Source organism: Campylobacter sp. Cr9 (assembly GCF_020138295.1).
Classification (GTDB): domain Bacteria; phylum Campylobacterota; class Campylobacteria; order Campylobacterales; family Campylobacteraceae; genus Campylobacter_E.
This window is the reverse complement of the sequence record NZ_JACGBH010000012.1, coordinates 1-23,909: the sequence shown is the minus strand read 5'-3', so window position 1 is coordinate 23,909 and position 23,909 is coordinate 1. Positions and strand designations below refer to the sequence as shown.

Annotated in this window: 23 protein-coding genes; 10 read left to right on the top strand and 13 right to left on the bottom strand. The window is 27.1% G+C overall.

The features are described 5' to 3' along the window. Positions 1 to 49: 49 nt before the first annotated feature. From AVANS14531_RS06840 to AVANS14531_RS06810, 7 genes are all read right to left on the bottom strand, one after another. Complete coding sequence (locus AVANS14531_RS06840) at positions 50 to 1,096, bottom strand: hypothetical protein (protein ID WP_336611814.1); 1,047 nt, start codon at positions 1,094 to 1,096, stop codon at positions 50 to 52. Positions 1,097 to 1,197: 101 nt separating this feature from the next. Next, positions 1,198 to 2,130 carry a hypothetical protein gene (locus tag AVANS14531_RS06835; protein WP_336611813.1) on the bottom strand — a complete coding sequence of 311 codons (933 nt, stop codon included), beginning with the start codon at positions 2,128 to 2,130 and terminating at the stop codon, positions 1,198 to 1,200. Further along, positions 2,127 to 3,233 (bottom strand): CDP-glycerol glycerophosphotransferase family protein, encoded by a 1,107-nt coding sequence (locus AVANS14531_RS06830; protein WP_336611812.1) that lies wholly within the window; start codon positions 3,231 to 3,233, stop codon positions 2,127 to 2,129. The genes AVANS14531_RS06835 and AVANS14531_RS06830 overlap by 4 nt, the downstream gene beginning before the upstream one ends. Next, complete coding sequence (gene ispD / locus AVANS14531_RS06825; protein WP_336611811.1) at positions 3,226 to 4,593, bottom strand: 2-C-methyl-D-erythritol 4-phosphate cytidylyltransferase; 1,368 nt, start codon at positions 4,591 to 4,593, stop codon at positions 3,226 to 3,228. Before ispD ends, AVANS14531_RS06830 begins: the two co-directional genes overlap by 8 nt. A 467-nt stretch (positions 4,594 to 5,060) precedes the next feature. Then, positions 5,061 to 6,926 (bottom strand): molecular chaperone DnaK, encoded by a 1,866-nt coding sequence (gene dnaK, locus AVANS14531_RS06820; RefSeq protein WP_336611810.1) that lies wholly within the window; start codon positions 6,924 to 6,926, stop codon positions 5,061 to 5,063. A gap of 12 nt (positions 6,927 to 6,938) precedes the next feature. Then, positions 6,939 to 7,502: a nucleotide exchange factor GrpE gene (gene grpE / locus AVANS14531_RS06815; RefSeq protein ID WP_336611809.1), complete on the bottom strand. Its 564-nt coding sequence runs from the start codon at positions 7,500 to 7,502 to the stop codon at positions 6,939 to 6,941. Next, entirely contained in the window at positions 7,499 to 8,284 is a 786-nt protein-coding gene (locus AVANS14531_RS06810; RefSeq protein ID WP_336611808.1) for a hypothetical protein, read from the bottom strand. Before AVANS14531_RS06810 ends, grpE begins: the two co-directional genes overlap by 4 nt. A gap of 259 nt (positions 8,285 to 8,543) precedes the next feature. Here AVANS14531_RS06810 and AVANS14531_RS09270 point away from each other — a divergent pair, with 259 nt between their 5' ends. Next, positions 8,544 to 8,789 (top strand): XRE family transcriptional regulator, encoded by a 246-nt coding sequence (locus AVANS14531_RS09270; protein WP_239817036.1) that lies wholly within the window; start codon positions 8,544 to 8,546, stop codon positions 8,787 to 8,789. 2 nt (positions 8,790 to 8,791) lie between these two features. Then, on the top strand, positions 8,792 to 8,941 hold the full coding sequence (locus AVANS14531_RS06800; RefSeq protein ID WP_336611806.1) for a hypothetical protein: 150 nt from the start codon (positions 8,792 to 8,794) through the stop codon (positions 8,939 to 8,941). 4 nt (positions 8,942 to 8,945) lie between these two features. Here the strand turns inward: AVANS14531_RS06800 and AVANS14531_RS06795 are convergent, their stop codons facing one another. The 5 genes from AVANS14531_RS06795 to trpS all read right to left on the bottom strand — a co-directional run bounded on the left by AVANS14531_RS06795 (position 8,946) and on the right by trpS (position 14,836). After that, a complete protein-coding gene (locus tag AVANS14531_RS06795; protein WP_336611805.1) occupies positions 8,946 to 9,731 on the bottom strand; it encodes a hypothetical protein in 786 nt (261 codons plus the stop codon). 106 nt (positions 9,732 to 9,837) lie between these two features. Then, positions 9,838 to 10,308, bottom strand: coding sequence for a hypothetical protein (locus AVANS14531_RS06790; protein WP_336611804.1), 471 nt, complete (start codon positions 10,306 to 10,308; stop codon positions 9,838 to 9,840). A 41-nt stretch (positions 10,309 to 10,349) separates the two neighbouring features. Beyond that, a complete protein-coding gene (locus tag AVANS14531_RS06785; RefSeq protein ID WP_336611803.1) occupies positions 10,350 to 12,602 on the bottom strand; it encodes a tetratricopeptide repeat protein in 2,253 nt (750 codons plus the stop codon). A gap of 8 nt (positions 12,603 to 12,610) precedes the next feature. Further along, positions 12,611 to 13,858 (bottom strand): serine--tRNA ligase, encoded by a 1,248-nt coding sequence (gene serS / locus AVANS14531_RS06780; RefSeq protein WP_239817041.1) that lies wholly within the window; start codon positions 13,856 to 13,858, stop codon positions 12,611 to 12,613. Between the two features lie 9 nt (positions 13,859 to 13,867). Continuing rightward, positions 13,868 to 14,836 carry a tryptophan--tRNA ligase gene (gene trpS, locus AVANS14531_RS06775; RefSeq protein ID WP_239817042.1) on the bottom strand — a complete coding sequence of 323 codons (969 nt, stop codon included), beginning with the start codon at positions 14,834 to 14,836 and terminating at the stop codon, positions 13,868 to 13,870. 72 nt (positions 14,837 to 14,908) lie between these two features. Between trpS and AVANS14531_RS06770 the strand changes: the two genes are divergently transcribed. From AVANS14531_RS06770 to mnmH, 8 genes are read left to right on the top strand one after another with little or no spacing between them, the layout of a single operon-like run. Continuing rightward, a complete protein-coding gene (locus AVANS14531_RS06770) occupies positions 14,909 to 15,838 on the top strand; it encodes an NAD(P)-binding domain-containing protein (RefSeq protein WP_336611802.1) in 930 nt (309 codons plus the stop codon). Between the two features lie 2 nt (positions 15,839 to 15,840). Then, a complete protein-coding gene (locus AVANS14531_RS06765; protein WP_336611801.1) occupies positions 15,841 to 17,976 on the top strand; it encodes a hypothetical protein in 2,136 nt (711 codons plus the stop codon). Continuing rightward, positions 17,973 to 18,656: a tRNA1(Val) (adenine(37)-N6)-methyltransferase gene (locus tag AVANS14531_RS06760; protein WP_336611800.1), complete on the top strand. Its 684-nt coding sequence runs from the start codon at positions 17,973 to 17,975 to the stop codon at positions 18,654 to 18,656. The genes AVANS14531_RS06765 and AVANS14531_RS06760 overlap by 4 nt, the downstream gene beginning before the upstream one ends. Next, entirely contained in the window at positions 18,643 to 19,008 is a 366-nt protein-coding gene (locus AVANS14531_RS06755) for a YkgJ family cysteine cluster protein (protein WP_239817046.1), read from the top strand. Before AVANS14531_RS06760 ends, AVANS14531_RS06755 begins: the two co-directional genes overlap by 14 nt. Next, entirely contained in the window at positions 18,990 to 20,372 is a 1,383-nt protein-coding gene (locus AVANS14531_RS06750; RefSeq protein WP_336611799.1) for a hypothetical protein, read from the top strand. The genes AVANS14531_RS06755 and AVANS14531_RS06750 overlap by 19 nt, the downstream gene beginning before the upstream one ends. Beyond that, a complete protein-coding gene (locus tag AVANS14531_RS06745; RefSeq protein WP_336611798.1) occupies positions 20,360 to 20,815 on the top strand; it encodes a hypothetical protein in 456 nt (151 codons plus the stop codon). Before AVANS14531_RS06750 ends, AVANS14531_RS06745 begins: the two co-directional genes overlap by 13 nt. Next, complete coding sequence (locus AVANS14531_RS06740; protein ID WP_336611797.1) at positions 20,802 to 21,272, top strand: HIT family protein; 471 nt, start codon at positions 20,802 to 20,804, stop codon at positions 21,270 to 21,272. The genes AVANS14531_RS06745 and AVANS14531_RS06740 overlap by 14 nt, the downstream gene beginning before the upstream one ends. Further along, positions 21,259 to 22,254, top strand: coding sequence for a tRNA 2-selenouridine(34) synthase MnmH (gene mnmH / locus AVANS14531_RS06735; protein ID WP_239817050.1), 996 nt, complete (start codon positions 21,259 to 21,261; stop codon positions 22,252 to 22,254). The genes AVANS14531_RS06740 and mnmH overlap by 14 nt, the downstream gene beginning before the upstream one ends. A gap of 262 nt (positions 22,255 to 22,516) precedes the next feature. Here mnmH and AVANS14531_RS06730 read toward each other — a convergent pair. Continuing rightward, positions 22,517 to 23,909, bottom strand: a 1,393-nt coding sequence (locus tag AVANS14531_RS06730) for an autotransporter outer membrane beta-barrel domain-containing protein (RefSeq protein ID WP_336611796.1), incomplete at its 5' end; no start/stop codon positions are given.

Genomic DNA, 23,909 nt, shown 5'->3' with positions numbered 1-23,909 from the left:
ATTCCAAAAAATTATGAAATAGGAATTTCAATTTTTAATTAAATATTTTTTAATGATTTTTTAAAATAAAATCAATAATGATTTCAAGTCTTTTATTTTTACTTAAATTGCAAAGATTATCAAAAGTATAACCGATATATTTATTCTTTACTTTCTTTAAATATTCATCGTAGTTAAAATTTAAATCAATATTATAAGCATTTATTTTTTCGTAATAATCGTTTAAAAGCTCATCATCAATCATAGAATTTTTTGCATTTGTAAAAAATATATTCATAGGAATATTTTTATTAAGCAAGCCTATTTCCATTGCAGAAATATCTGTAAATGCATGAAAAATCTTATAATTTTTAATATTTGTATTGTAATACCAACCTACTTTTTTTACTACAAATCCAAGTGATTTTAAAAACTTTTCTCCTTGCATTAAATATATTTTATATCTAAAATCTCTATGACCTGTATTTGGATGAGCTTGTAATAATATTTCATTACAAGCATGATTTTTAGCAAACTCTGCGATAATTTTAAATGATTTTAAATCTTTGCTAAGACTTGTATAACATTCAGACTTAAGCCCACCTTCCCAAGTAGGAGCGTATAAAATACTAAAACTTTTTAAATCTCTTTCGTAATTATTACAACCTACAAAGGTATCTCCAAGTTTTATGATTTTTTTGTTTTTTATATCTAATTCATTACAATTTTTATATTTTAAATGCCTTAAAATTCCTACATCTCCAGCACAAAAAATATAATCATAAATCCTAATAATAGGCTTAATGCTTGAGAGCTTATTGCTTTCTCCATGTGTAATAAAAATATGCTTAGCTTTATAATTTGCAAGCATTTTACAATTTGATTGAGCATTAAATGGATAAAAAATTATTTTTACATTTTCTAACTTAGGGTTTTTATAAAAGCAAATATATTTTATACCATATTTTCTAAGTTCCTTTTTATAATAAAAATAACTTTTAAAATAAAATTTAAACACCACCAAAGTTTTATCTTTATCAAAAATGCCTTCTAAAAAATAGCTTATTAGTTGATTTATGGCACCTTTGATTTTATTATCTAAATAAATTACTATCATTTTAAAACTTTGTATTTACATAAGCATATATTAAATCAATTATGTTTTTATCTTCACATAAATAAGAATTCTTAAACAAAATAATTTTCATTATAATATCCTTATAGCTTTTTTAATTTATTTATAAAAATATTATTTAGCAAAAAGCTTTTTCCTAAGTAATACTCTACGAAATTACCTAAAGCAACCTTATCATTATTATCAATGCTTAAAAATTCATCATATGTTTTATAAAATTGCAAATGTTTTAATAAATCATTTAATTTATTATCATTATTCTTGTAATAAACAATGACTTGAGCGTTATTTATCAAAAAATCTTCATTAAAACTAGCTTCATCGCAAATAATTTTGCTAGCTTCTTTTATATATTGCGCTTGAATACTTGTATCTAATTTACATTCTAAGTTGTTTGATTTTAAATAATCTTGTAATTCAGCAAAAGCAAAATAATCGTTTTTATTATTTTTTATAATTATCGTATCACTTGATTTTAAAGCATATCTTAATACCCTAATTTGCACATCATCAAAACTAGAGAAAATATACAAGCTTTTATCTTTAGTTTTTTTACTTAAATACTCTTTTGCACCTATTTTACCAACTAAAGAAATTTGCATTTTATCTAAAGGTAAATTAGCTGCTAGTTTATTATACTCTGCACGAGATTGAAGCCATAATTCATCATAAGCTTTTAACATATTAGTAACTATTGAATCTCTTTTATAATATCTTGAGCCTATAAAAATATGCTTATATTCGTTATATCTTAATAAATGAATATTATTAGTAGTATTACTCATATAAAAAATGGCTTTTAATTTTTGCAACTTCGCAAACAATTCATCAACATCAACAGCACTTTTTGCATAAAAAATATCTATTTCTAATTTTAGAGAATTTAACTTTTTAAATAATTTTTCATTTCTTACCAAAATAGCAAATTTAATATCGCTGAATTGAAAAATCTTTAAAAAATATTTAATATGATTTAAGCCTTTTATTTCATTTTCTCCACTTGCAAGTATTATCATTTTATATCCTTTAAATTATGAAGTTCTTTTATAAAAGTATTGTTTAATGTATCTTTAATATTTAGAATATACTCAATTGCTCTTTGCCTATTAGTCTTTAAATAATCATCGCCATTTACAACTCTTCTAAATACGATTTTAAATTCTTCTAAATTAGAAAATACATAGCAATACTCACAATAATGCATATTTGATTTTGCTATTTTGATAACTTTGTCTTTTGGCATGTATAAAAATATAGGGCAATCAAGTGCTAAAACACTTGTAATAACTGATGAAATATCGCAAATAAAATAATTGTAATCATTTATAACATCACTTAATTTGATTTTTCTATCTATTACATTAGCATTTTGTATCTTTTCTTCTAAGTCTTTATACTCTTTTATCTTTTTACCTGTAAAAGGATGTAGTTTTATTGATATTTTAAAATCAATACAAGAAATAATATCTTGAATATGTGCTAAAGAAGAATAATCTTGTTCAAAATAAAGTCCTTCCCAAGTAGGAAGATATAAAAGCTTCTTATCTTTTATAATGGCTTTTTTCTCTAGTATTTCTAACATTGCAGGTTGTCCTACTTTTTTAAACTCTAAACCGTTTAGATTAAATCTAGCATTTTTAATCCTATCAATATGAGCATCACCAGCTACCCAAATCTCATCATAAACTCTAAAAAATTTATGAGCGCTTGAACTTTTATCGCTATCTCCATGCCCTATAAAAATATGTTTTAAATGAGTTTGATATAAAAAATTAGCAATATTACCAGTATTGGAAATATAAAAAATCGCCTTAAGTGTAGTATAACGAGTGAAAAAATCATCTATTTTACTTTTATTATCAAGTAAAATAAAATTAGCCAAAGGATACGATGCTTTAAGCATTAACAAGGCTTCTTCATTGCTTAAAAGGATTAAAAAATTCATATTTGATTTTTCAAATTCTTTATACCAAATATTAATATGAGAAAAGGCATTCTCCCCTACTTCTCCAGAAAAAACAGCAAATTCAAAATCTTTAAAGATACTAGGTTCTTTATAATTATTTACTATTTCTTTTTGCTCAATTTTTTTTAATTTTTTAAATAATCTTTTAAGCATTTTTTACCCCAATATCAACAATTAGGCCGGTTAGTTCGCTTATTAAAGTATCTAAAGAAATTTTTGCTACATGTTTTGCATCCAATAAAGTAGCAGGGTCTTCCTTGCCAAAAGCTCTTATTCTCATAGGAGTTAGTGTTCTTTGTGGGTTTATGCAATTTATTTTAATATTATCTAAAATATATTCTTCACTTAAGGCTTGAGTAAGATTTACAATAGCAGCTTTTGAGCTTGAATATAAGGCATAATTTGACCTACCTCTTGTATAAGAGCTTGATGTAAAATTAAGAATAGAGCCTTTAGTTTTATATAAATATTCATAAGCAATCTTACAAATATTAATAGCACCTAAATAATTAGTATCAATTATCGTTTTAACATCTTCAAAATCAGTATGATTTAAAGCAGATTTAATCAAAATAGCTGCTGAATTAACAACATAATCAATTTTTCCAAATTCATTATAAGTATCTAAAAATGCTTTTTTAACATCATTAATGTTTGCGATATTTGTATTTGTTGTACTTCTTGAAAAGACTTTTACATTAGCTTTATAAGATTTAGCAAGCGTTGATATTTCTTTGCCAATACCTGATGAGCCACCAAAAATCATAATAACTTTATCTTCTAACTTTTCAAGACAACTATTTTCACTACTAATATTTTGGGTATTTAATTGAAATATCTTATCAGCAAAGAGTAAGTCTTGTTGATAAGTGATTTTGATATTTTTAACATCGCCTTTTACTACTAATATTTTTTCATCAGGCAAAAACTTCTTTATTATTCCGCAATCATCAGTAAAGATAAAATCTTTATCAATATTTGCTAATTCATGAGCTTGTTTTATAGTCTGCAATCTAAAAGCTTGCGGTGTTTGTCCTTGCATTAAATCATTACGATTAGGGATTGATTTTATAAACTCATTTTGTGTTTGTATAATAGTATCTGATGCATTAATAGCTACATCTATTGCGTTATAATTTTTCAAAGCCTTGATAACATTTGTTATAATTTCACTAGAACAAAATGGTCTTACAGCGTCATGAAAAATCAAATTAACATCTAAATCACCATAAGATACAATTGCATTATATGATGAATCTTTTCTCTCTTTTCCACCTGCTATGATTTTTTTAATTTTTTTAAATTGATTTTTAATGCTTAATTCTTCAATTTTATTAATATATTCTTTTTTACATACAATACAAATCTCATCAATTTGCTTATGCTTTTCAAAAATTTCTATTGTATGTTCTATAATTGTTTTACCTGCTAATTTTACAAACTGCTTAGGATAATCAAGGCCAAACCTACTCCCACTACCACCTGCTAAAATAACTGCAATATTTTTTCTCATTCCTTACCTTTAACTTGAAATCTTTTATTTTCAATATTTTTTAAACTTCTAATAAAGGTTTTTGTCTGTTATTAAATAAAAAACATAACTATTTGTTAAATCTTTATCATTAAATTTTGCGAGTTTTATTTTTGAAATAAAATAATGTGGATTACCCCCCCCCATTGACAATATTAAATTATTTATTGTGATTAAATGAGAATAAATATTTATATTTTTTTATTTGAAAATAAAAGATTTCAATATTTAAACAAAAATCAATATTTATTATTTTCTAGTTAAAAATACTTTTAAATTCCTATTTCAAATTCCAGAAATTTTACAAGAATTTGAAATAGGAATTTGACTTTTAATTTTTAAGTTTTTATGTAGGTTGTGTGATTTGTTTTAAGAAGTTTTAGGAATTTCAATTAAGAAATTCCTAAAAAGTAAGGATTAAATCCTAATTAGACTAGTTTGTTTGTTTTTTACTCTACTTCAGCATCTACTGCGTCGTCTTTTTCGCTCTTTTTAGTGTCTTTGTTTTCATCTTTTTTGTAAAGATTTTCAGCTAATTTATGACTTGCATCGCTTAGCTTTTTCATTTTTTCATCAATTTGAGCTTTAGTTGCGTTTTCATTATTAATCACATCATTTAGCTCATTTATAGCACCTTCAATTTCTTGTTTAGTAGCAGCTTCTACCTTATCACCTAATTCTCCTAGGCTCTTTTGAACTTGATGAACTAAGCTTTGAGCTTGGTTTTTAGCATCTACTACTTCTCTTCTTTGTTTATCAGCTTCTTTGTTTTTCTCAGCTTCATTTATCATATTTTTAATTTCTTCATCACTTAATCCACTTGAACCTGTGATTGTAATGTTTTGAGCTTTACCACTTGCTTTATCTAAAGCACTTACTGTTAAAATACCATTCGCATCAATATCAAATGTTACTTCAATTTGTGGCACACCTCTTGGGGCTGCTGGAATTCCTTCAAGGTTGAAATTACCAAGTGATTTATTATCACGGCTAAACTCACGCTCACCTTGTAAAACATTGATTGTAACTGCACTTTGATTATCTTCTGCAGTTGAGAAAGTTTGACTTTTCTTAGTTGGAATTGTCGCACCTTTTTCAATAATTTTACTCATAACTCCACCTAAAGTCTCAATTCCAAGGCTAAGTGGTGTAACATCAAGTAAAAGCACATCTTTTACATCGCCTTGAATAATTCCTGCTTGAGTAGCAGCTCCCATCGCAACAACTTCATCAGGATTTACGCTCTTATTTAGTTCTTTTCCGAATACTTTTTTAACTTCTTCTTGAACTAAAGGAACACGAGTTGAACCACCTACCATTACAACTTCTTTAATTTCGTTTTTGCTAATTCCTGCTTCACTTATAACTTCATTAATTTTTTTGATAGTTTCAGCCACAAGTGAATCAATCATTCCTTCAAATTGAGCTTTTGTAATAGTTTTTACAAGGTGTTTTGGACCTGTTGAATCTGCTGTAATGAATGGTAAATTCACTTCAGTTTGGTTTGTGCTTGAAAGCTCTTTTTTAGCATTTTCTGCAGCTTCTTTTAATCTTTGTAAAGCCATTTTGTCATTTCTTAAATCAATACCTTGCTCGTTTTTAAACTCAGTTGCAAGATAATCAATTAATTTATTATCAAAATCATCTCCACCTAAGAAAGCATTACCACCAGTTGCAAGAACCTCAACTACGCCATCACCAGTCTCAAGAATTGTAACGTCAAATGTTCCACCACCTAGGTCATATACTGCGATTTTTTCAGCACTTACTTTATCAAGACCATAAGCTAGAGCTGCTGCTGTTGGCTCGTTTATAATTCTTAATACATTAAGACCTGCGATTTGTCCTGCTTCTTTAGTCGCTTTTCTTTGAGCGTCGTTAAAATATGCAGGAACAGTAATAACTGCATCAGTTACAGGTGTTCCTAAATAACTTTCAGCATCTTCTTTAAGTTTCATTAAAACTTTTGAAGAAATTTCTTGTGGAGTATAAACATTACCTGCAATCTCAATAGCGCAAGCACCATTTCTATCAACTATTTTATAAGGTAAATGCTTTGCTGCTTCTTTTGCATTTTCTTCATTCATCATAAGACCCATAATTCTTTTGATTGAATAAATTGTCTTTTCTGGGTTTGCTACTGCTTGACGCTTAGCACTATCTCCAACTAAAATTTCACCTTTATCTGTAAATGCAACAATTGATGGAGTTGTGTTTTTTCCTTCTTTGTTTGGAATTACTTTCTTTTCTCCACGCTCAAAAACTGCCACACATGAGTTTGTTGTTCCTAAATCTATACCTATTGCTTTTCCCATAATATTCTCCTTTTATTTTGATACGCTAACTTTGCTAGCTCTTATAATTCTTTCGTTTAACATATAGCCTTTTTGAAACATAGCTGCAACGCAATTTGGCTCTAAATCAGCTTCTACATGCATCATTGCTTCGTGATAATTTGGATTAAATTCATCTCCAACATTAGCTACGATTTCAGCAATTCCATGTTTTGCTAAAATGTTTTTAAATAAACTTAAAGTATTTTCAATACCTTGCTTAAGCTGCTTTGAAAACTCATCATCTGCTTCAAAATTGCAAGCATTTTCTAAAGCATCTAAAACAGGAATTAAATCCTTTAATAATCCTTCTTGTGCATAAAGCACAGCACTTTGCTTATCTTTTTCTAAGCGTTTTTTATAATTATCAAAATCCGCATTTGCTCTAAGATAAGCGTCTTTTAATTTCGCAACTTCTTCATTTGCTTTATCAAGCTCTGCTTTTAAAGCAATTTCTTCATTGCTTAATTCGTTTTGTTCGCAAGCACAATCTTCATTGCATTCGCAAACTTCTTCGTTATTTTCTACAATTTCTTCTTGCGTGGCTTTTTCGCTCATATTGCCTCCCTTAACTGATTTAAAACATTTTCATAATCTGTAAAAATACTACCTGCTAATACAAGAGTGCTTTTATTTTGTTTAAAATTACAATCAATTTTAACTCCCATATATTCAGGTAAAAATAACTCATCATAAATTAAACTGCTTGTAAAATAATCAAGCAATTTCGCATTCATAATAGAGCTAAATGAAGAAAGTTTTACAATATTTGCAAAAATCTTTTCTCCACAAATAAATTTAATTTTATTTTTAAAAGCATTTTCTATTTCATCTAAAATATTTAAAAGATTTAGCCTATATAAAATAGTTTTAATATCATTGATTTCGTATCCTTTTATTTGGTTAAATAAAACATTTAACTCATCATTAAAATTAATTAAAACTTGCTTTTGGCTAAAGTCTAAAATAATAAATCTATTATCAATATTCAAAACTTCATTTAAAAACACTTTATTATTATCAACCACAAGACAAAATAAATCATTTTCGCTAGCAACTTTTAAAAGTTCTAAACTTGAATTAATTTCTAGCTCAGTATTAAAAGTATAGTTAAAAAACTGATGCCAATAATACTTCATAGCTTTTTGAGTAGGAATTCTTCCACCACTTGCATGAAGTTTAGAAATATAACCATCACTATCAAGTTGTTTAAAATAAACCCTAATAGTGCTAGCAGGAACATTCAAACTATCTTGCAATAACATAGAGCCGATAGGATTTTGCTCGTTTAAGTAAGCTTTAATCATTTGCTCTAGTATATAATCAGTTTTCTTACTCATTGTCACTCTTGCCTTAAAATTGATAAGCGAATTATATCACTTGAGTTGTTAACTATCAAGTAACTATTTAGCCACTTACACTCAACTTTCTTAAATAAAATTATTTATAGTAAAAATTATTGTATATTTTATACATTATTTAGTATTAAAAAGATAATTTTAGGTATTATTAAAAATATTTTTAGTATTTTTTATATTTTTTCTCAAATATTAACTTCGTTTTAGCGAAGTTTAATTTTTCATATCGTATAATTTATAAATGTTAGAGACGAACGATATATTTAATTTATTACATAATGCGATTGAAAGTAAAGAAAATGGGAAAAAAATCTCATTACAAGCAATGTCGCAGCGTTTAGGATTACCTATGCGAACATATCAGGATTGGCGTTTAGGCAATTCTAAACCGCAAGCAGTAAAGGCTGTATTTACTATGCTTTGTGAATTAGATGATGATGAGCTATTGTTTTTAATGTCTCGTATAAGAAAACAAATAAAGGATTAAAGGTGATAACTGAAAAGGAAAGAATTGAGCTTGATATGATATTTAATAGCATAAGAACAAGCAAAAAAAATATGATTAAAAAATATTTTAAAAACTTTTATAAAAAATTTTTCTTCACTCGCAAAAAACAATATAACCATCAATATAGCTAATGTCCTATCTTTTATAAATAGGACTTTTTCTTCTATCATAAATTATTATTAGTAGCAAAATACCTAAAGAAGTAAATAGTTCGCTTAAAGGCTTTATAACACCTTCACTACTTGCAAAATAACTATGTGCAAAATCTATAAAATAATGAAATATCAAAGGCATTGACAATAAAAACAAATAAATACTTCTAAGCCTTATGCAAACTGAAATTATAAGTAAAATCAAAAAAGAAACTAAAATATAAAAAATATCTATTAGCTCATAAAGAAGTAATGAACAAGTAAGATATAAAATAATGCTAAAAAAATAATGCATATTTTCTTTAGCAATTACAAATAACAATATAGATATAAAAACAAACGCTATTAAACAAATAAAGAAAAGTTCATTAGATTGAGTAATAAAACTTAAAGCAAAAAATATGCAAAATACAAATATAAAAGCATAAAACAAAGCTTTGAAAAAATCTTCTAATTCACAAGCAAGATTGATTTTATCTTTATCAATTAATAAGTTAAATAAAATCACTATAAAAGATGGAATAAATACCACTAAAGAAATAATCTGAAGTCCTGCAAAAGGAATTAATAAAAATATATCATCATAGACTGCTTTTTCATCTATAAATACACGAAACATTTTAGTGATATTATCAGGTTTTATAAGCAAGTATAAAGCAAAAAATAAATAATAATAAATATTTAATTTTTTAACAGAAAAAGAAAAAGCTATGAAAGATTTTTCATTTGATTTAATTTCACTTATTAACCAGTTTAAAAAAGTCTTCATAACTATCCTTTATTATAAATATTCTTTACTCAAATTCCTATTTCAAATTCCTTTAAAAATTTGCGGAATTTGAAATAGGAATTAGCTTTAAAATATAATCTTTACACTACAAAAGCTCTTCAAATATTCCTTCTCTTACATAAATTGTACATTCTTCTTTCTCATCTAAGCTTCCATCCCATTTATAAACAGCTAATATTTCTTTTAATAAAGCTATTATTTCTTTTTCACTTAATGTTTTATTATCACTTATAGAAAGTATTTTATAGACTTTGTCATAAACTACATTATCAATCTCTTGGCTAATATCATAATCTAAAATTATCCTTATATGCTCGCCTTTATAATATAAAATCCACAAAGATTTATTAAGCTTTGCATGGTCTAGCTCAGGGTCATCAAAATACATACAATTCATAAACCAGCAGTCTAATTCTTCATCTATTACAATATACCAATCATAAGGAAATTTATGACATTGTCTGCCATACCAACTATTAGTATGTTCTCCGTAGATATAAGAAAGTGAGTATTTTTTATCTAATCTATCATCAATAATTGCATTTTTAAAAGCCATTTGCTTACCCCATTTTTAACCCAAATTCCTAATTCAAATTCTTATCTAAAAATCTGAAATGTAAAGAACTCTGAAGTATATTCATCATTCATCTTTTCGTATTGTGCTATGGCTGATTCGTAATTTTTCGCTTCATGATATAAAAGAGCTAAAGCCAATCTTGATTCAAGATTATTAGGGTTATTTACACGAGATAATTCAAGTAAAGCAATGGCTGAATTATTATGACCTGCACCAATAGCTGCAACACTTGCTAAAAATAAAGTATCCGAATCATTAATATCATAATCATCTATAAGACTATTGTAAAGTGCGAAACTTTCTTCAAATTCATTTGCGTAAATATCAATATAAGCTAAAGCTTTTAATGCTCCTAAATCTTCGTTAGTTTTTAGGTATTTTTTTAATTTTTCTCTTTCTTGCTGTAAAAGACCTGAGATTTGCATTAATTTTACATAGTTATATCCTACGATTTTTGCACCACCAAAAAGTGAGCGATAATCAAGCTTTTTATTTAAAAAATACATTTGAACATCTTTTGCATAAGCTTTAACATCTTTTTGATTATTTTTAAGCGAGAAATAAAGTATATTAGCGATTATATCATCATTACTCAAATCTATTAAAAGCTTTGATCTATCAATCATTTTTTCATACTCACCTTGAATATAATATCCTAAAATTTCAAGACTAATATTGCTTATATTATTTACATTATCTTGCTTTAAAAAAGCTTGCATATTTACATAATCTTTTCTTTTAAGCGATAAAAGTGCTAGATAATAATTTTTGTCTTTTTCATCTTCAATATAATTTAAATTATATTGCAAGTCTTGCTCAAACTTCACAACATCATCATATAACAAATCAGAACAAAATAAAGCATAAATCCCAGCTCTTAAATTCTTTGGATCAAGATGATAACTTGCCAAAAAGTGTTTTTTTGCTAAGTCATATTTTCCTAAAAGTGCATAAGCTAATCCTAAATCATATTGCAAAATGCTATGTTGTGGATATTCTTTTACTAATTCGCTTAATAACTCGCTTGCACTTTTTACATCGTAATTAAAGGCATAATTTAAAGCCTTTGTGATTTTTATATTTATTCTTGATAATGTTTGGCTATTTTTAAGATATGTTGAGCTTTTGCCTAAATCATCTAAATAAATATTTACATTTGCTTTATTTATCATTTTCGTTGCACTACTTGCATCAAAAACCTTAAAAGGTGAAAAATAAAAAATCAAATCATATTTTTGTTTTTTTGAATCTATAAACTTTTTTTCATAAGTATTTTGCGCGTAGTTAATATCAAATATTCTATCATCAATAGTAGTTTTTAAATTATAGCTTGACTTAAGCCACTCAGCATCGCTTTTTTCTAATTCTTTTAATAGTTTTGCTGCTTCTTGGTATTCAGCTAATTTTATATCAACTAAAGCTAAAGCTAGTTTAGTTTCTTTTGGTTTTATTCTTTTTTCTAAGGCATTTTTTAAATAAAATCTAGCTTTGTTATACTCTGCATTTCTTGCATGTAATAAGCCTAAAGATAAATTTTTATCATAAGAATCTTGAAAATTTAATTCTTTTATAGCTTCTGAACTTTTATTAAATGAGCTTAAAATTTTTGCTCTTAAATATTTCGCATCATTCTGATACAAAGGATGAATTTGTTTATCTAAAGCTTGTAAAGCTTCAGGATAAAAACCTTTATAATAATTTACTAAGCCAAGATAATAATAATAAAGGCTTGAGTTCTTTTCGCTACTTAAATAAGAATATGCTAAATCTATATAATAATTAAACTCTTTTGTTTTTTCTAATTTTAAAGCACAAACAGCCGCATTTAGTGCTGCTACTGTGTTATTTTCGTTATTTTCTAAAGCCTTTTGAAAACTCTCTAAAGCCTCTTTATAATTTAACTGTTTCATTCTAGAAACACCTAAATTATAATGAGAAAAACTTTCGTTGTATTTAGCTATGTTTTCATATATTTTTAAAGCTTCGTTTTTATTGCCGTTTTCATATAAAGCATTAGCTTTTGCTACCATTAAATCTAATTTTTGGCTTTTAAATTGTTGTATGCTTATTTTTGGCTCTATTAATTCATTTTGCTCTACTTTGATTTCTTGTGTATCATCTTTTGTAAAAATTAAAAACAATAAAACAGCAAGTAATATAATAATCAGCAAAACAAGCCCAGCAATTAATATTATGCTTTTTTTACTGAACTTACTTTGCTTAACTGGAAGAGTGCTTTCTTCTTCTATTACTATTACTTGCTCGTTAGCCATAATCTATCTTACATATATTTTTGTAAAACTTCAGGAATTGCTATGCTTCCGTCTTCTCTTTGGTAATTTTCCATAATAGCTACTAAAGTTCTTCCTACTGCTAAGCTTGAGCCATTTAGCGTATGAGCTAATTTGTTTTTACCATTTTCATCTTTATATCTTATTTTTGCTCTGCGTGCTTGAAAATCATAGCAATTACTAACCGAGCTAATCTCTCTATATTTTCCTTGAGCTGGAAGCCATACTTCTAAATCAACGGTTTTTCCTGCACTAAAGCCTAAATCCCCACTACAAAGCATTAAATGTCTATGCGCTAAACCTAAACTTGTTAATAAATCACTAGCACAACTAAGCATATCTTCAAAAACCTTATCACTATCTTCTTGAGTACTAATACTTACAAGTTCAACTTTTCCGAATTGATGTTGGCGAATAATTCCCCTTGTATCACGCCCTGCACTTCCTGCTTCTTTTCTAAAGCAAGGAGAATAGCAAGTCATTTTTATAGGTAATTCATTCAAAGGTATTATTTCATCATTATATAAGTTTGTTACGCTAACTTCACTTGTAGGAATTAAATATAATTCTTCATCTTCAATCTTAAATAAATCTTCTTTAAATTTAGGCAATTGTCCTGTGCCAAACATAGTATTAGCATTTACTATATAAGGAGTATTTACGAACTCAAATCCTCTTGAGCGGTTAAAATCTATCATATAATTATACAAAGCTCTCTCAAGTCTTGCACCTTCGCCACGCAAAGCTACAAAACGACTTTTAGCAACTTTAACCCCACGCTCAAAGTCAAGCCAACCAAGTGCTACACCTAAATCGTGATGATCTTTTGGAGTGAAATTAAATGTTGGAGGGGTTAAAACTCTTTTAATTTCCACATTCTCATCTTCATCATTTCCAATAGGCACACAATCAGCTATTAAGTTTGGAATATTTGCTGCGATTTCATTTAATTTTGTTTCGCTTATGCTTACTTTTTCGCTTAATTCTGCGATTTTTTTCTTATTTTCTTCTAAAGATTTTTTAAGTTCGCTTATATCTTCGCCTGATTTTGCTTTAAGTCCCATTTCTTTTGAGAATTTATTTTGAAAGCTTTGTGCGTTTTCTAATTCTATTTTTATACTTTTTGTTTCATTATAAGTATCTAATAAGTTTTTTAAAACACCTTCATCAACTTTTTTTGCTTTTAATTTTTGATTAAAAACTTCATAATTTTCTTCAATTTTTCTTAAATCTATCATTTTAACTCCTTATAAATATAAAGCTTTATAAACTTGTTGCATTTTGTTTTGTGCTAATATACTAGCTTTTTTTGCACCATCGCTTAATATATCTTCTATTTCATTGCTAGATAATAATCTTTCGTATTCATCTCTTGCTTTAGCAAAATATTCCCAGATTACATCACATAAATATAACTTAAAGTGTCCATAACCTTCTCCGCCTTTTTCATATCTTGCTCTAAGCTCAGCTAATTTACTTTCATCTAAAAATAATTCAGCAATTTTATAGATATTACAATTTTTCCAATCTTTTGGCTCTTCAATAGGTGTGCTATCGCTCACTATTTTATTTACTTGTTTTTTGAGTTGTTTATAGCTTGTAAAAATATCAATAGTATTGCCATAACTTTTACTCATTTTAGCTCCATCGGTTCCAACTATTGTTTGAGTATTTTCACTAACTAAAGCCTCAGGGATAACAAAAACATCTCCAAATTCATTATTGAACTTAATAGCTATATCTCTAGTAATTTCTAAATGCTGGATTTGGTCTTTTCCAACAGGAACAAGCTTTGCATCAAATAATAAAATATCAGCTGCCATTAAAACAGGATAAGAAAATAATCCATGATTTGCACTAATACCTTTTGCTACTTTATCTTTATATGAATGTGCGCGTTCAAGTAATCCCATAGGAGTAAATTGCGAAAGTATCCAATAAAGCTCTAAAACTTCTTTTACATCGCTTTGTAAATAAAATATGCTTTTATTTGGATTTAGTCCTAAGGCTAAAAATGCTGCCGCAGCTTTTTTAATATTATCTTTAAATAAACTAGCTGTATTTTTATCTTTTAATACGCTTGTCATAGCGTGGTAGTTTGCAATAAACATTATCATTTCGTTATCATTTTGTCTTTGCATCATTGGTGCAATTGCTCCAAAATAATTACCTATATGCAAATCTCCACTAGGCTGAAGTCCTGTAAAAATTCTCATTTATTCTCCATCTTTACTTGTAATTAAAAATTTATGCTTAATATAGATAAAAAAAATTAATAAGGAGCTTAAATGCTATATGATTTAGTGGTTATTGGAGCAGGCCCTGCAGGTATTGCAAGCGCCGTAGAAGCAAATAAAAATGGTTTAAAAAATGTGTTATTAATAGAAAAAGCAAGTGAAAATTGCCAAACTTTTAGAACCTATTATAAAGACGGAAAAAGAGTTGATAAAGTTTATAATAAAATAGATATTCCAAATGAAGGAACAATACCATTTGAAGATGGTAATAAAGAAGGAACTTTAGAATTATTTACAAGTCTTTGCGATGGAAGTTTTGAAGTAATGCTTTCAAATGAAGTTGAAAAAATCAAGCAAGTTGATGGTAATTTAGTAGTATATTCAAGCAAAGGCGAATTTAAAACAAAAAATGCAATTATAGCAATAGGAAGAATGGGAAAACCAAACAAGCCTAGCTACAAACTTCCTTCTAAATTAAATAAAGTTATAAATTTTAACGCAAACGATGCTAAAGATGGTGAAAAAATCTTAGTTGTAGGCGGTGGAAATAGTGCTGTTGAATACGCTGTGGATTTAAGCAAAAAAGCAAATGTTACATTATGTTATAGAAGAGCTGAATTTAGCAGAATTAACGAAACAAATCATAAAAATGTATATGAAGCAAAACTTACTTTAAAACTAGCAACTGATATAAACGAAGTAAATGAAGTAGATAATAAGCCAGAAGTTACTTATACAAATGGCGAAAAAGAAGTGTTTGATAGAATAATTTATGGAATCGGCGGTTCAACTCCTGTTGATTTTCTTACAAATAGTGGCGTAGAGATTGATGATAAAGGCGTTCCTACATTTGATGCTAATATGCAAACAAATGTATCAAATATTTTTGTAGCTGGAGATATTGCTAGCAAAAACGGAGAAAGCATTATCACAGCACTTAACCACGCTAAAAAAATTGCTGATTTTATTACTAAGGCTTAAAATTGCTGAAGAAAAATTTAACATTATATAGCTTAGGTGCTTGTGCTGTTGTTTTAGGTGGGATTTATTTTACAATCCCATCTACCAAAAAAGAAGAAGTTGTAAATACAAAACCAGTTGAAACAAAAATAGAAGAACAAAAAACAACTAACATAAAGCTACCAAAATTAGAAGAACAAAATTATAAGATTTTAAACGATAGAATAGTAAAGCTAACAAGACAGCTTGAAAGCATAAAAAATAGTTCAACAAACGCAGATGAAATAAAGAATTTGTATCAGGAAATTGAAAAATTAAAAACTCATAACGAACAATTAGAAACTAAAAATAACGAATTAGTTCATCGCCTAAATAACGAAAGTTTATTAGTAAATGAAAATAATAAAATCTCATTCCAGCAAATGATTGATAAATTAAACGAAGATTTAGCAAATTATAAAAGCGAGAACGATAGCCTAAAACTTAGTTTAAATGATAAAGAAAATGCAGTAAAAAACCTTAACTCTTTATTAGGAACTTTAAGCAATCAAAAACAAATGGACGAATTTGAACACGATAATTTAGCTAGAAAATTACAAGATGAACTTGATAAAGCAAACGCTAAAATCGTAGCAAATCAAAAAAATTACACCGATGTAGTAAAAGAAAATGATGTCTTAAAACAAAGGGTAAAAAATCTTGAGAACTTAGAAAGTGTTAATACAGAGCTAAGCAAAACAAATAATGATCTTAATTTAAAAAATTTAGAATTAAGCAAAGAAATAAAAGCAGCAAATAAACTAAACGAAGAACTAAAGAGCAATAATAATTCAGATTTTGTAAAGCTTAATTTAGATAATAAAAATCTTCAAGCAAAATTAGATGATGCAAAAACTTCAATTTTAAAACTAAATCAAGTAAAAGATGATTTAGAGCAAAAGCTTAGTGGTTTAAAAAACATTGAAAAACAAAGAGATGAATTAAAAAATGAAGTTTTTCAAGCTAAATTAGAATTAGAAAAAACAAAAAACGAACAAACAAAAGCCATAAAAGAATTAAGCGATAAAAACCAAAAATCTCTTGATAATCTAACAAAAGAGCTAAACAAAGTTAGCGAAACAAATGTAAAACTACAAGAAAAAAACACAAAAACAGAAGTAGCTTTAAAAGACATTGAATTAAAAAACAAAGATTTAGAATTAAATATCAAGAAAAAAGAAAAAGATTTAAATGAAGCTTTAGCAAAATTAAACAAAATTGATAATGAGTTTAATACAACTAACTCAAATAACAAAGACTTAAAAGCTAAATTAGACACTTTACAAAAAGAAAAAATTGACCTAACAACTCAATTAAACAAAATAAACAATGAGTTTTTAAAATACAAAAACGATAGTTTAAACAATAAGCAAAATGATATTAAGTCTTTAAATGATAAATTATTTGAAAGTTCAAAAGCTTATGATGAATTAAATGCAAAATATATAGCTTTAAAAGAAGATTTAACAGCAAAAGAGCTTGAGCTAAATAGAAATAAACAAGAAAAAACAAGCCTAGAAAACGAAATAGAGCAATTAAAACTAGCAATTAGCAAAGACACTAATTCAGAAAAAGTCATAGCTTTAGAAGAAGAAAAAGACAAATTATTAAAGCAATTAAATGAACTTAATTTAAAAACACTAAATAATTACAACCAAGAAAACAATGAATTAATTGCTAAAAAAGAAAAAATTCAAGAGCTAGAAAAAAAGCTTGAATTAGCACAAAAAGGCAGCTCATTAAATACTGCAAGTCTAAAATTACAAGATACTTTTATTTGTGATGATATTAAATCAGGAGTTATAGGACTTAGCAAAACTTGTAGTTTAGCACTTGATAAATTCTTAAGCAAATATAATCAAAACTACTTATATGAAATTACTCCTATAATAGATGATAGTGGCTTTAAGAGTTTAAGTGCTATTGATGGCGTTCATATGGCTACAAAAGAAGTGCAAAGACTTACTCGCTTAGCAAATTTTGGACTTTCTAAAGATAGAACAAAAAGCGCAGCAAATTACATAAAATCAAAAGTTCCTAATGCTTTAATTAGCTCTAGTTTAGAGCCTGAGTATTCAAAAGATAACAAAAAAGGCTTTATTTTAAGAGTTTATAAATGATAATTTATCAATATAAAAATGGCTATCGCTACAATAGTGATAGCTTAATTTTATATGATTTTATAAGAGTTGATAAACTAAAAGGCTTAGGGCTTGATATAGGCACAGGTAGTGGAATATTAAGCATATTAATGAGCGAAAACAAAAATATCAAAATAGACGCACTAGACATTCAAGAAGAAAATGCGAAATTATGCGAACTTAATTTCAAAGAAAACAATATAAATTATCAAGTAATTTTAAGCGATATTAAAGATTATAAAGTTTATAACCACTATGATTTTATAATCTCTAATCCGCCGTTTTATTCAAAAATGCAAGCAAGTAACAAGCACTTAAATACTTCAAGGCATATTGATTTTATGCCTTTAGACATATTTTTAAAAAGCTGTGATAAATTATTAAAACCGCACGGATTTTTATATTTTTGTTATGATGCTAAAAAAATTGATTTGATATTTCAATTTATGCAAAATACAAAATTAAAATGTGAAAAAATAAGATTTATTCATACTAAAATAGACAAAAACGCAAACTTAGTATTAATAAAAGCAAGAAAACTTAGTAAAAGTGATATACAAATATTACCCGCTTTAATCTGCCATGAAGATAATGGCTTAAGCGAAGAATTAAATAATATTTATCAAAATATCAAGGTGCATAGTTATGATTTACAATAAAGATTATCCTTACTCATTTGATGAGACTAAATGCGAAAGTTGTGGCGGTAAATGCTGCACTGGTAAGAGTGGATATATATTTTTAACAAGCGATGAAATAATACAATTATCACAGCTAAAACAACTTAATTTTAATGATTTTGTAAATAAATATTGCATTAAAGTTGGGGTTAGATTTAGCCTTATAGAAAAGCCATATAAAGATGGTTTTGCTTGTATATTTTTTGATGAAGTGAATAAAAATTGTGGCGTTTATGAAGCAAGACCAAATCAGTGTAGAACCTTTCCTTTTTGGGAATATTTTAAAAGTAATTTAAAGGAGCTTAAAAAAGAATGTATTGGAGTAAAATAATATTAATATGTTTTTCTACTTTACTTTTAGCAAGTAACCTTGATGAATTAAGACTAGAGGCTTTATTAAACGAATCTATAAATCCTAAACAATCAAATCAAGCTTATAAAGAACTTTATAATAAAACAAAGCTAAAAGCCTATTTAGAAGAAGCTATTAGACAAGCATTTTTAGGGAATTTGAATTCGGAATTTGAAATTGAAGAATTAAGAAAAATTGATAGTAATAATGACTTAATCAAAAAAATTGATATAGTAAAATTAATTGAGAAAAAAGACTATAAAAACGCTAAAAAACAATATTTTGAATTCATTAACAAAAACGAAGATTATAATCTAGCAAACGCTATGAGTAAAGAATTATTTAATCAAGGTCTTACAAAAGATGCCTTAGAAATTAGCAAAAAATACTATAAAAAATATGAAAATCCATACTCTTTATATCTATACCTTGAAATGCTAAATGCAAATAAAAATTATAAAGAAGTTGTAAAGCTAACCGAAAATATCAATAAAATTGCCGAAGCAAACAACAAAGCCGATGAAGAACAAGCACCATTTTTAGCCCTTAGGTTAAACGCTTTAAAAGAGCTTGGTATGTGGGATAAAATAGTAAGGCTTGACCCTAAATCATATTCTGATTTTATTATGAAACTAATTAAAGAAAAAGATTTTAAAAATGTAGAAAAATATACTAGAAATATTCCAAATGAGCCTGATTATTCTTTATTTTTACTTTATAGATTTAATGCTTTATATGAATTAAATAATAAAAAATATTTAAAAGAATTTAACACCCTTGGACTTAGTCTTTATGAATATACTAAAAATATAGATATTTTATCAAGCCTAGCGCAAAAATTACTTGAGAATAATAAAAAAGATGAATTATTAAAAATTGCAAATTTAGATGAAGATTTGGCATTAAAAATATATTTTAATCTTAAAGATTATAAAAAACTAAGCAAATCATTTATGCAAAAAGCCTTAAAGACAAGTAATAATTCATATTTGGTTGAATCATACATCTATGAAATGCTAGATAATCCTTTTGATTTTGATTATTTTAAGCTTGATGAATTAGTAGCAAAAGGCGGAGTAAGTGCTAATATGCTAAATATTTATGCTTATACAATAATTGATAAAAAAATTGATATTAATAAAGGCATAAAATTAGTTAAAAAAGCTTTAGAAAGCGAACCAAATAATGCTTATTTTCTTGATACTTTAGCTTGGGGATATTATTTAATCAACGATTGTAAAAACGCTAAAATAATAATGCAAAAAGTAATGCAAAACGAAGAAGTTAATAAAGAAAACGAAGTAATTTTACACAATAACAGGATAAACAAATGCAAGAATTAAGCAAAGATATATTAATAAAAAGTCTTAGTTTTAACCTATTTTATCCAAAGGATTTAAGCAATTTTAAAGCTAAAATAATTAATTTTTCTTATGATTTAAATGATCTTAATGATGCTTTTATTACGAGTGATTTTGATGAGTTAGGATATGCTAGAAGATATAGCAAAAAGCATTTGTTTTTTTATTCTAATAATTTAAGCGAAGATGAGCTTATTAAAGCTAGTGTTTATGGAGCTGATGGAATTATTTTGGATAAAATATGTGATAAAGATTTATTAAATTTAGCTAAAAATTGTGGTTTTAGCTTAGCGTTTTTAGCAAAAAATAATATTGATTTATTCAAAGCTACCATAAAGCAGTTTGATATTTTTGTAGCTAATATTGATTTATTAAAAAACGTTCCAGATACTAAATATAAAGGAATTTTACATGCAATATCTTAATGCTCCTTGGAGAGATAAATACTTTAACGAAGATAGAAGTTTATGCCCTTTTTGCGAAGATAGCGAAGTTTTAGTTTATGAAGATGATGATTGTAGGGTTTTGATGAATAAATACCCTTATTCTCCAGGACATATTCTAATAACACCTAAAAAACATTGCGAATTTTTAAATGAATTAGATGAAAATACTTGGCTTAAAATGGCAAAAATCGCAAGATTTGCAGAAAACATAATGCTAAAAACCCTAAAAGCTCAAGGTGTAAATATAGGATTTAACCTTGGAGATGCAGCAGGTGCTGGAATTGCAAAGCATTTGCATTTACATGTATTGCCTAGATGGTATAAGGATACTAATTTTATTACTACTATTTGTGATACTAGAGTGCTAGGAACTAGCAGCGATGAATTATATTTAAAAATAAAAGAGAGTTTTAAAAACTACAATGCAAATAATTAATGCAAAAGATTTTTTTAATTTAGATAAAAATATTTTAATAGACGCAAGAAGTCCTAGCGAATACAAAAAAGCTCATTTAAAAAAGGCTTTTAACTTTTACGCACTAAATGATAATGAGCATGAAATAGTTGGGACAAAATATGCTAATAATAAATTTCATGCAAAGTTATTAGGAGCTAGTTTAATATGTAAAAACACTAGCATTCATCTTAAAAAGATTGAAAAACTAGCAAATCCACATAAAGACAAAATCTACATATATTGTGCTAGAGGCGGTCAGCGAAGTGGTGCGATAGGTCATATTTTAAGCGAAATCGGATATGAAGTTTATAAGTGTGAAGGTGGTTTTAAGTCTTTAAGAAATGAGATGATAGATTTTTTAAACACTTATAAAAATCCTAATTTTGTGAGCTTATCAGGCAATACAGCTTGTGGAAAAACAAGGCTTTTAAAAATACTTGATAATAAAATTGATTTAGAAGGCTTAGCTCATCATTTAGGCTCAACCTTTGGTTCTCGTGGCTTTTCTCAGCCTAGCCAACAGCAATTTGACATTAATCTAATTTCAAAACTAAAAGCCTTAAAAAATGAAAAAGTCTTCATAGAAGCAGAGAGTAAAAACATAGGTCAAATAGTATTGTTTAATAATTTTTACGAGCAAATGAATAGTGGGATTAAGGTATTTTGTGAAGCTAGTTTAGAAACTAGAATAAATAATTGCGTGAGTGATTATAAAAGCATTAGTAAGGAGTTTTTTTATTTTTGCCTTGAGAGATTAAAGCAGTATTTAGGAAATGCCTTAGTAAATGATTTAAGCTCGTTTTATGAGAAAAACGACTTAGAAAATGTAGCAAAAATCCTTTTAGTTAATTATTATGATAAAGTTTATAAAAAGCCTAAAGATTATGATTTTGTCTTAAATCTTGATGATTTAGAAAAGGCAAAACAAGAACTTTTAAAACTAAATAATCAAAAATCATAATTCCTATTTCAAATTCTTTGCAAAATTTCTGGAATTTGAATTAGGAATTTGAATTAAAATTATTTTAAACACTAATAAAAATATTATTAAAATCAATCACAAACGATAATCATAATGCAAGTAGCTTTTGAAATATTATTTTTTAACTTTTTAAAATTTTAAGATACAAATAAAAAATCAAAATAAGAATTAAAATTTTTAATATTAAATAGGTAGGGATAAACCCTACCTAGCTTTTTACAAGAAGGAAAAACGAATAATATTAGAATGTATATCTAATAGTAGTATTTACTTCATAATCTTTTTTGAACTTACTTCCGAAGCTCTTTTCTACACCTAAGTTGATTCTTAGATTATCATTTACTTTATAGCTACCGCCAACGCTTACAAATCCGTGATTATTGCTATTTAACTTAGTTTTAGCTTTAGCATCAATTCCATTTACGATATTGTTGATTACTATATCAGCTTCTTGTTTTTTCGCATTTACCACAGCACCAACTCCAGCTCTAAATACAAAGTCTTTATGTTCTATACCTGTATAAACTTGAGGCTTAATCATAATTGGTGTAAATGATTTAACGCTTATTGTATTTGCTTTGCTCTTAGCTTCATACTTGCCTACATGACCTGTGATTACTTCTAAACTTGGCTCTACATAAGCTTTATCGTTAATCTTAGCTCTATAACCACCCTCAACGCTTAATAATACTGAGTTTTGTTTTTTGAACTCTACACCAGTCTTTTTAAAGCTTGTATTTGCATATTTTAAAACGCTATCAACAAATAGACCATTATTATGGATATAACTTCCGTATAAGCCTATATTAAAGCCTTTTGCTTTAGTATCAGCATTAACTTTATCAAATCCTAATACAGCACCAGTAATAACATCAGCATCGCTTAAATTAGTCATCTTATCAGCACCAAATTGAGTTGAGTAGAAATTAATATGCTTGCTATTATCGCTAAATCTTCCGCCATAAGCTCTAAACCAAGTTCCAATCTCGCCATTTAGACCTCTAATCTCACCTAAACGCTTGTTCATATTGTTAATTTGAACATTAAATGCACCTAGAGCGTTGCTTGCGATATTTGTTTTTTCATTATCAATTACTTTTGCTGCTACTGTATTTGCTGCATCTTGAACTTTTGCTTTTGTAGTAGCGTCTAATTTATTTGCATCAAATGTTGCTAAATCTTTTACTCCACTATCTACTAGAATTGTTACAAGCTTACTTACTGCATCTTTTGCCATATTTCCTAAATTGCCTAAATTTTTCACAATTTCTTCTGTTTGCTTGATTAATTGCTCTTTTTTAACTTCTTCAGGACTTGGCTCTGGCTTAGTTTCTGGAGTGCTTACATCAGGCTCGGTTGGTTTAGTAGCTTCATCTTTTTTGCTATCTTCTTCACCTTTGCTTGTATCTTCTTTATTTGCATCTTCTTTACCTGATTCTGGCTCTTTAACTTCTTCTTTTTTATCTTCAGTTTTTGGAGTTTCATCTACATTTGAGCCATCACCTTTACCAGCTTCACCTTTTTGGCTTTCATCTACCTGCTCTTCTTTCTTCGGCTCATCAGGATCTTTTGTCTCTACTGAAGGTTCTTTGTTTTCAATTGAAGGTTCCTTATTCTCTACTGAAGGTTCTTTG